This is a genomic window from Streptomyces tailanensis, assembly GCF_008386495.1.
Taxonomy (GTDB): domain Bacteria; phylum Actinomycetota; class Actinomycetes; order Streptomycetales; family Streptomycetaceae; genus Streptomyces; species Streptomyces tailanensis.
This window is the reverse complement of record NZ_VTHJ01000130.1, coordinates 1-8,231: the sequence shown is the minus strand read 5'-3', so window position 1 is coordinate 8,231 and position 8,231 is coordinate 1. Positions and strand designations below refer to the sequence as shown.

The following is an 8,231-nucleotide window of genomic DNA, read 5'->3' as shown; positions in this document are numbered from 1 at the left end:
GGCTCGATGATCTGGATCAAGGAGCTCGCGCGGGCCACCCCTTGATCGAAACCAGATACAGGCCCTAGACGCGTTAGGGTTTCCGCTCCAACGTCGCTTGCCTGCATCCGTCGAGACAATTCCCACGCGGCCATTTCGTCATCGGTTTTCGGCGTAGCGGCGACAAACCAAGCAGGTGCCGGAGCAATCGGCAGAGAGTCGGACGCCAGCAATTCGTCCAGCTCTCTGGACGTCAGTTCTAGCCGCTTTGCCATTTTCGGCCGCTGATGTGACTGGGGGTCGACCTCGCCCTTTTCCCAACGCTGCACCGTAGTGCGGTCGACTTGCAGGGCATCCGCGAATTGCTCTTGCGTGTAGCCGCTCGCCTTCCGGCGCTGCGCGAGGCGCTGCCGCTTCCCTGCCATTCCGGTACTCCGTCCGGGGTCCTGTCTTCCCTGGTCAGCGTACCGCGTGCAGCCAACATGCCGCCCAAATGCGGCACTTCTGCCGTGGTGCGGCCTGCGTGCAGCAGGGAGCGTAGGCAGACAGCAAGGACCCCCGCGCCGTGCGACCGGCCGGGGGCGTGGACCACCTGAAGGAAGCAGGCAGCCACCATGTTCGTATCACGAACCCTCGAAAGGGTGAGATCCGCATTCCGGCGACGCACCCCCGGCAAGCACAGCCGCGCCGCAACGCCACAAGCACCCCCTGCACCGCCCTCCAACCGGCCGTCGCCGGACGTCCTGGGCGCCTGCCTGGTCACGGCGCGCAGAACCCGCAGGGGCAGGCACGGCGCGCCTCCGCGTGCCACCCAACCGCAAGCGCGCGCTACGTACTTCCCTCGGCGTCCATGGGAGAACACGGGCGCCCTGGTCCGGCCCTACGTCGCACAGTTGGGCGCCTCGCCCCGCAGCGTCCGCGCAGGCGCCCAGGAAGCGCACCGGGGGACGTCATGAGCGACTGCAAGCAGTGCCAGGATCTTGAAGCGCTCAAGGATTCGACTCCTGACCAAAGCCTGAAATCCGACTGCGTCGTTTTGCTGCGCCGTCATCCGGACCATGGGGCCTATCCGGCATCCGTCACGCAGGCCCTACGGACCCCGAAAAGGGGCACGCGATGAACGCCCGCAAGGCTGGACGCCACCCCGTGATCGGCAAGCGCGTAAGCGGCCCGAGCGGGAAAGCCGGGATTCTCACTGACGTGCTGGGCAAGACTGCCTATCTGCGCCCCGAGCACGGCGGGCGGGAATAGCCCGTGCCCCTTGCCAATGTCGAGGAAGTTCCGGACAGCGCCCGGGATCTCAACAGGTTGAGCGCCAAAGTGGAGGAAGCCAACCGGCGTAGCAGGGGGGCACTGTGAAGCGCGCGATCATCAAGGCGGCGCAGTGGACGCTCGGGCCGGAAACCGCCGAGGGGGCGCCGGACGGCATCTATTCGGCCGAGTGCATGACGTGCGGGGCGCAGGTGCAGCCAACTGGCAACAAACGTTTTGCCAGTTGAGGTCTGGGCGCTGAAACACACGGGCCTGAATCCGACGCATCGTCAGTTCAAGGCGATGGCAGAGACGTTCTGGCGCGTGAGTCCGTCTGAGGGCAATCCCTACGCCGAGCACGACGCCCAGGGCGTGTAACCGCCCAGCACCAAATCCGATGGCTGCCGCTTCCGGGGCGTCGCGAGGCCCAAGGGCAGCAACGCATGACCCCCGTCCCGTTCCCCCGCTGGGACGGGCCCGCGCCCCCGACTGCGAGCGCTCCGGCCGCAGTTGGGGGCGCCTCATCACGTGCGAGGAGTGACGACATGGCAGCGGAAGGCAACTGGTGGAGCCGCCACGCCGGTCCGCCTCTCACGAGAGACGGTTGCCTGTTCTGGCCGCGTACTGCGCGGAGGGGCAGGCACGTAAGCCGTTGTTTCACCCGACAAGGAATGTGACATGCGCACTCGGTTTGTGGCGGGTGGGGCGGTTCCCCTGTCGGGCCGCCCATGCCCCTCCCGGTACCTGTGACAGGGCCGCTACTAGGCGAAATTGGATGGGCATGAACAACAGGTCGATGGTGCTTGTGGTCTCTCTCGTGGTCGCCATCGTGGGCGCTGTCATCTACAACGCGACGGACAAAAGCGACTTGGAGTCTCTGCTGTTCGGTGGGGCGGTGTTCGGCGGGACCATCTTGGTGATGTGCGCACTTGCCGCGCTGTGACCACTACGGAGTGGGTCCCTTGCGCTGTGGGCAAGGGACCGCTCTCCGGGCGGGGAGCCGTAAGGGTGGGGCGGCGGGGGCGAAACCCCTCGCTCAGCCCACCGCGGTGAGCGCCTCCCGTACGGCCACCAGATCCGCGTCCGACGCCAGCCCCGCGTGATACAGCCGCATTTCGGTGGCCCCCGACTCGGCCACTCGCCCGGCATCCTCCGCCAGGCTCCCCGGGCTCCCCCCCATCCCCGACACGACCCCGAAGTTGGCGGCCAGGACGGCACCACCCGCGGCCCCCGTCTCCTCCGCGAACGCGGGCAGCAGCCCCGGGCCGCCCGCGCAGGGGACGACGACCCCATCGGCCACGCCGAGGATGTGCGCGGGGTCGACCCCGGGGTTCGCTCCGCAGTGGTACGTCACCGGGTCCGCGTGGAGCAGCACCTGAAACCCCTCGGGTGCGGCGGCCCGTACCGCTGTGACGGCCGCCTCCTGGAGGGAGCGGGCGATGCCGTCCCGCCACTCCCGCGTACCCGTCGCCAACTCGGCGCCGAGCAGCTTCTCGATCGCCGGCCAGCCCTCGTCGACGGTCGCGCCGCGCCACAGGGGCTCCAGCGCGTCGCGGACGGACGCTGCCAGGGCGTCCGGGTCCAGGCCGGCGGCCCCGGCGTACCCGTCCCGGCAGGTCGCGCAGAAGCACAGCGACATCAGGTACTGCCCGGCGTCACCGAGGCCGATCCCAGCGGTCTTGTCGTGGGCGTGGAGGTGGGAGAGGCCGTACCAGCCGAGGGACTCCAGTTCGGTGCCGCGCGCGCCGGGCCGGACGGCCGCCTCCGCCGCCAGGTCGACCAGGTACTCGCGGGTGGCCGGCTGGGCGATGCACGGGGCCCAGGGGTAGCGGTCGCCGTACGCGTTGACCACGGAGGTCGACGGATGCTCGGCGCCCATACGGGAGTTGTGCGCGAGGACGACCCAGGTGTGCACCTCGAGACCGGCGGCGGCCAGCGCCTCGGCCGCCTCCCCGTACGCGTCACCGGGCGCCCACTCACCCGCCGCGTACGGCCGCAGCGTACGCCCCTCCCAGCGCGCCCCCGGCGGGTACAACACGGCCGCGTGCCCGGCGGTGACGATGCGATGCCGGGGATGGCGGGGGGTGAGCGCGCGGGTGGAGTGGTACGCGGAGGCGAGCGTCACCTGTCGCACGCCCAGCCCCGCGATGCGCTCCGCGGCGGCCGGATCCCCGTTGACATCCCAGGGGTAGACGAACGTCGACGCCTTCACTTGCCCTCCACTCTCCGCGCTTTCCGCAGTCTCAGCGCTCTCAGTCCTCTTCGAGCAGCGCGTACCCGCGCTCGATCAACTGTCCCAGTTGCTTGACGTGTTCCTCCGCCGGCTCGTGCAGCGGCGGCCGTACCTCTCCCACGTCCAGCCCTCGTAGCCGTACCCCTGCCTTCACGAGTGACACCGCGTAGCCGCGTCCCTGGGAGCGGAGTTCGACGAAGGGCCGGTAGAAGCCGTCGAGCAGCCGTCGTACGAGCGTGTCGTCGCCCGACCGCAGCGCCTGATGGAACGCCAGGGCGATCTCCGGTACGAAGCAGAAGACGGCCGACGAGTAGAGAGTGATCCCGAGGACGTGGTACGCGGGCTGGGTCAGTTCGGCGGTGGGCAGGCCGTTGAAGTAGAGGAAGTCGCCGGGGACTTCGGTGCGTACCGTGCTGACGATCCGCTGCATCAGGTCGAGGTCGCCGAGGCCGTCCTTGAGGCCGACGATGCCCTCCGTGCGGGCCAGTTCCACCACCGTGGCGGGGGTGAACACGGCGTTGTCGCGCTGGTAGACGATCACGGGGAGGGAGGTAGCGGCGGCGAGGCCGCGGTAGTGCCGCAGCAGGCCCTCCTGGGCGGCCACGACGAGGTAGGGCGGCATGGCGAGCAGACCGTCGGCGCCGGCCTCCTCGGCGAGACGCGCGTAGCGGACGGCGAGGGCGGTCCCGTAGCCGGCGCCGGCCACGACGGGGACCCGTCCGGCCGTCTCGGCCACGGCCGCCCGTACGCACTCCTGGAACTCCTCGGGCGTGAGCGCGTGGAACTCGCCGGTGCCGCAGCAGGCGAAGACGGCGGCGGCCCCGGCCTCGACACCCCGGCGGATGTGCGCCCGGTAGGCGTCGAGGTCGATCGTGCCATCCGGGCCATACGCCGTGACGGGGAAGAACAGCGGCCCGCTGGGGACACTGAGCCGGGCGGCGAGAGTGGCAGACGGGGCTGACGTCACGGGCTCTCCCAAGTCCATGTCGCTGATCAGTGTTTACATTTCTGAACAAGAGCACGCTAAGGCGCCCCCTTGGGGCCGGTCAAGCCGGGCAACCCGTACCGCACCAGCGATTTCCCGCCTCCGCGCCCACTTGACGCATGGGACCCGCACTCCCTAGCGTGTCCACGAATGTGAATGACAGACGCACATGTGCACAGATGGCGATGCAAGGAGATCCCCGGATGCCCGCTCCCCGCACCGTTCTGCTCACCGGCGCCGCCGGTGGCCTCGGCACCCTGATGCGGGAGCTCCTCCCGGCGTACGGCTACGAGCTGCGCCTCCTCGATGTGCGCCCCGTCGAGGGCGAACCGGACGCGATCACCGCCGACCTCGCCGACAAGGAGGCCCTCCGGGAGGCCGTACGGGGCGTCGACACGATCATCCACCTCGCGGGCATCTCCCTGGAAGCCCCCTTCGAGAAGATCCTCAAGGCGAACATCGAGGGGACGTACAACCTGTACGAGGCCGCCCGCGAGGAGGGTGTACCCAGGATCGTCTTCGCCTCCTCCAACCACGCGGTCGGCTTCGCCCCCCGGCCCCAGGGCGACGATCCCCTCATCCCGATCGACACCCCTCACCGCCCGGACACCTTCTACGGCCTGTCCAAGTCCTTCGGCGAGGACCTCGCCCAGTTCTACTGGGACAAGCACGGCCTGGAGACGGTCTCGGTCCGCATCGGCTCCTGCTTCCCCGAGCCCACCAGCGTGCGCATGCTCTCGCTCTGGATGAGCCCGGCCGACGGCGCCCGCCTCTTCCACGCCGCCCTGACCGCCGAGAACGTCGGCCACACCGTCGTCTACGGCTCCTCCGCCAACACGCGCCTGTGGTGGGACCTCACCTCCGCCCGCGCGCTGGGCTACGAGCCGCAGGACGACTCCGAGCCGTACGCCGAGAAGCTGATCGCCGAGCAGGGCGAACTGGCCCCCGGGAACGTGGCGCACGCCCACCTGGGCGGCCACTTCGTGAGCGAGCCCCCGATCTGGCCGTACTGACGGCACAGGCCGTCCTGACGGCGACGGCACAGAGGGCTCGTACGGCGCACGGATAACGAGGGCGTACGTCGTACGAGAGGAGCGGGCGGGCACCGAACGGGCCCGCCCGCTCCCCTATTCGGGCATCAGCGCTGCCCGATCCCACGCCCGCGATCTAGGGGGTGTGTTGGAAGTCCCGCACAGCACCCGCGGCGCCCGGCACGCACCCTGGCCACGCAGGTCCGAGACGGTCACCCACCGAGCCAAACGGTCAGAAACGGGCAGCATCGACTCGACAACAGAGCTGTTCAGACCCGCACCACCGCTGTAGAAATTCCCCCACAGGCCCCAACCGGGCCCGAACGGGCAACACGATGCGAACGCCACGGAGGCGATCGAGTCACATCGAGTCATACAGCACAGCACGGAAGCGGGTGTCGACGATGACGACGGCCAAGCCGACGGAGACGACGGCCAATGCGGCGAAGACCGCCGAGGACCGCCAGCGTGAGATCGTGCGCATCGCGCGAACCACCGGCTCGGTCGACGTCACCGAGCTCGCCACCGAACTGGGCGTGGCCAAGGAGACGGTGCGGCGGGATCTGCGGGTCCTGGAGGACCACGGCCTGCTCCGCCGGACCCACGGCGGCGCCTACCCGGTGGAGAGCGCCGGCTTCGAGACGACGCTCGCCTTCCGCGCCACCAGCCACGTACCCGAGAAGCGCCGGATCGCGGCCGCGGCGGCCGGGCTGCTCGGGGACGCCGAGACGGTCTTCGTCGACGAGGGCTTCACCCCGCAGCTCGTCGCCGAGGCCCTGCCCAGGGACCGCCCGCTGACCGTGGTCACCGCCTCCCTGCCGGTCGCGGGCCTGCTCGCCGAGGCCGAGAACACCTCGGTCCTGCTGCTCGGCGGCCGGGTGCGCTCCGGCACGCTGGCGACCGTCGACCACTGGACGACGAAGATGCTCGCCGGCTTCGTCATCGACCTGGCGTACATCGGCGCCAACGGCATCACCCGCGACCACGGCCTCACCACCCCCGACCCGGCGGTCGGCGAGGTCAAGGCGCAGGGGATCCGGTCCGCGCGGCGCACGGTGTTCGCCGGTGTGCACACCAAGTTCGGAGCGGTCAGCTTCTGCCGGTTCGCCGACATCGGCGCACTGGAGGCGATCGTGACGAGCACCCTGCTCCCCGCGGCCGAGGCCCACCGCTACTCCCTGCTGGGGCCGCAGGTCATCCGCGCCTGACGTCCGGTCCACTGCCCCCATTTGAAGATCCAGTAATCAAACCCACCCACCTATATGGCACCCCCAGCCCCACCACCGCCCCCTTTGCTCCCAAATGTCCAGGGGCACTCCATGCGAACACAGAGCCGACGCGCGCCACGCCACCTCCTCCTCATGGCCGCCGTAGGGACGCTGATCACTCCGCTCGCCGCCTGCGCCGGCGCCGGCGGGTCCGGATCCACCGGCGGCGACTCCATCAACGTCCTGATGGTGAACAACCCCCAGATGGTGGAGCTGCAGAAGCTGACCGCCGCCAACTTCACCAAGGACACCGGGATCAAGGTGAACTTCACCGTCCTCCCCGAGAACGACGTCCGCGACAAGATCAGCCAGGACTTCGCCAACCAGGCGGGCCAGTACGACGTCGCCACCCTCAGCAACTACGAGATCCCGATCTACGCCAAGAACGGCTGGCTCCACTCCCTGGACTCGTACGTCAAGAGCGACACCGTCTTCGACCAGGACGACATCCTCACCCCGATGACGCAGGCCCTCACCGCGGAGGACGGCAAGCTCTACGGCGAGCCCTTCTACGGCGAGTCCTCCTTCCTGATGTACCGCAAGGACGTCCTCGAGAAGGCGGGCGTGACCATGCCCGACAAGCCCACCTGGAAGCAGGTCGCCGGCCTCGCCGCGAAGGTGGAAGGGGCCGAGTCCGGTATGAAGGGCATCTGCCTGCGCGGCCTGCCCGGCTGGGGCGAGGTCATGGCGCCGCTGACCACGGTCGTCATGCCGGTACTGCCGTACCGGCCACAACAACCTCTGCGAGCGCTGGGCCGCGATCGGGGTGACGACAGCGGGGGGCGCGGCGCAGTATGCGGTGGCGCCGGTGGCCAACTGTGTACGGCTCCCTGACCACGTCCGCACGCAGGACGCGGCCCTGGTGGAGCCTCTGTCGTGCGCGGTACGCGGCTACGACGTCCTCCAGTCCCGCCTCGGCGCCCACGTCCTGATCTACGGCTCCGGAACCATGGGCCTGATGATGCTGGAGCTGGCCAAGCGGACGGGCGCGGCGAGCGTGGACGTGGTGGACGTCAACCCGGCACGGCTGGAGACGGCCCGCCGCCTCGGCGTCTCGGCGTCCGCCGCGAACCCGGACGAACTGGACCGCCCGCAGGGCTGGGACCTGGTCGTCGACGCGACCGGCAACGCGGCGGCGATCCAGGACGGCCTGGACCGGGTGGCGAAGGCGGGCACGTTCCTGCAGTTCGGGGTGGCGGACTATGCGACACGGGTGACGATCGACCCGTACCGCATCTACAACCAGGAGATCACGATCACGGGTTCGATGGCGGTCCTCCACAGCTTCGAACGCGCGGCGGAGCTGTTCGCGAACGGCGTCCTCGATCCCGAGATCTTCATCAGCGACCGCCTGCCGCTGGCCCAGTACCCCCAGGCACTGGACCAGTTCGCGTCAGGAGTGGGCCGCAAGATCGTCGTGGTCCCGTAGGGTCCTCGCCCCCGCCGCCCCTACCCGTCCCATCCCTGGGGGCTACCGCCCCCAG

General features: G+C 69.6%; 9 protein-coding genes and 2 pseudogenes. 8 read left to right on the top strand and 3 right to left on the bottom strand.

Annotated elements, in window-relative coordinates; translation table 11 throughout:
* Positions 1-404 (bottom strand): helix-turn-helix transcriptional regulator (locus F3T56_RS44860; protein WP_149831220.1); only part of this gene is annotated, 404 nt, incomplete at its 3' end.
* Between the two features lie 691 nt (positions 405-1,095).
* Between F3T56_RS44860 and F3T56_RS49595 the strand changes: the two genes are divergently transcribed.
* The 4 genes from F3T56_RS49595 (at position 1,096) to F3T56_RS46795 (ending at position 2,173) form a co-directional block, all read left to right on the top strand.
* On the top strand, positions 1,096-1,230 hold the full coding sequence (locus F3T56_RS49595) for a hypothetical protein (protein ID WP_281291986.1): 135 nt from the start codon (positions 1,096-1,098) through the stop codon (positions 1,228-1,230).
* A gap of 104 nt (positions 1,231-1,334) precedes the next feature.
* On the top strand, positions 1,335-1,478 hold the full coding sequence (locus F3T56_RS46800) for a DUF7848 domain-containing protein (RefSeq protein ID WP_172639480.1): 144 nt from the start codon (positions 1,335-1,337) through the stop codon (positions 1,476-1,478).
* Complete coding sequence (locus F3T56_RS50505; RefSeq protein ID WP_484422113.1) at positions 1,468-1,608, top strand: DUF7848 domain-containing protein; 141 nt, start codon at positions 1,468-1,470, stop codon at positions 1,606-1,608. Before F3T56_RS46800 ends, F3T56_RS50505 begins: the two co-directional genes overlap by 11 nt.
* Positions 1,609-2,005: 397 nt before the next feature.
* Positions 2,006-2,173 (top strand): hypothetical protein, encoded by a 168-nt coding sequence (locus F3T56_RS46795; RefSeq protein WP_172639479.1) that lies wholly within the window; start codon positions 2,006-2,008, stop codon positions 2,171-2,173.
* 93 nt (positions 2,174-2,266) lie between these two features.
* Here the strand turns inward: F3T56_RS46795 and F3T56_RS44855 are convergent, their stop codons facing one another.
* Both F3T56_RS44855 and F3T56_RS44850 read right to left on the bottom strand, forming a co-directional pair.
* Entirely contained in the window at positions 2,267-3,442 is a 1,176-nt protein-coding gene (locus F3T56_RS44855; protein WP_149831219.1) for a hypothetical protein, read from the bottom strand.
* A gap of 40 nt (positions 3,443-3,482) precedes the next feature.
* Entirely contained in the window at positions 3,483-4,448 is a 966-nt protein-coding gene (locus F3T56_RS44850) for a 5-dehydro-4-deoxyglucarate dehydratase (RefSeq protein WP_149831218.1), read from the bottom strand.
* A gap of 203 nt (positions 4,449-4,651) precedes the next feature.
* Here F3T56_RS44850 and F3T56_RS44845 point away from each other — a divergent pair, with 203 nt between their 5' ends.
* The 4 genes and pseudogenes from F3T56_RS44845 to F3T56_RS44830 form a co-directional block, all read left to right on the top strand.
* Positions 4,652-5,461 carry an NAD-dependent epimerase/dehydratase family protein gene (locus tag F3T56_RS44845; protein ID WP_149831217.1) on the top strand — a complete coding sequence of 270 codons (810 nt, stop codon included), beginning with the start codon at positions 4,652-4,654 and terminating at the stop codon, positions 5,459-5,461.
* 422 nt (positions 5,462-5,883) lie between these two features.
* Positions 5,884-6,687 (top strand): DeoR/GlpR family DNA-binding transcription regulator, encoded by an 804-nt coding sequence (locus F3T56_RS44840; RefSeq protein WP_149831216.1) that lies wholly within the window; start codon positions 5,884-5,886, stop codon positions 6,685-6,687.
* Between the two features lie 111 nt (positions 6,688-6,798).
* Positions 6,799-7,455: pseudogene (locus F3T56_RS44835) on the top strand (extracellular solute-binding protein); the annotation flags it as partial.
* Between the two features lies 1 nt (position 7,456).
* A pseudogene (locus F3T56_RS44830) lies at positions 7,457-8,176 on the top strand (zinc-binding dehydrogenase); the annotation flags it as partial.
* Between the last annotated feature and the right edge of the window lie 55 nt (positions 8,177-8,231).

Coding starts and splice junctions, on each gene's coding strand:
- F3T56_RS49595 (WP_281291986.1), top strand. CDS start 1,096: ATGAACGCCCGCAAGGCTGGACGCCACCCCGTGATCGGCAAGCGCGTA.
- F3T56_RS46795 (WP_172639479.1), top strand. CDS start 2,006: ATGGGCATGAACAACAGGTCGATGGTGCTTGTGGTCTCTCTCGTGGTC.
- F3T56_RS44850 (WP_149831218.1), bottom strand. CDS start 4,448: ATGGACTTGGGAGAGCCCGTGACGTCAGCCCCGTCTGCCACTCTCGCC.
- F3T56_RS44845 (WP_149831217.1), top strand. CDS start 4,652: ATGCCCGCTCCCCGCACCGTTCTGCTCACCGGCGCCGCCGGTGGCCTC.
- F3T56_RS44840 (WP_149831216.1), top strand. CDS start 5,884: ATGACGACGGCCAAGCCGACGGAGACGACGGCCAATGCGGCGAAGACC.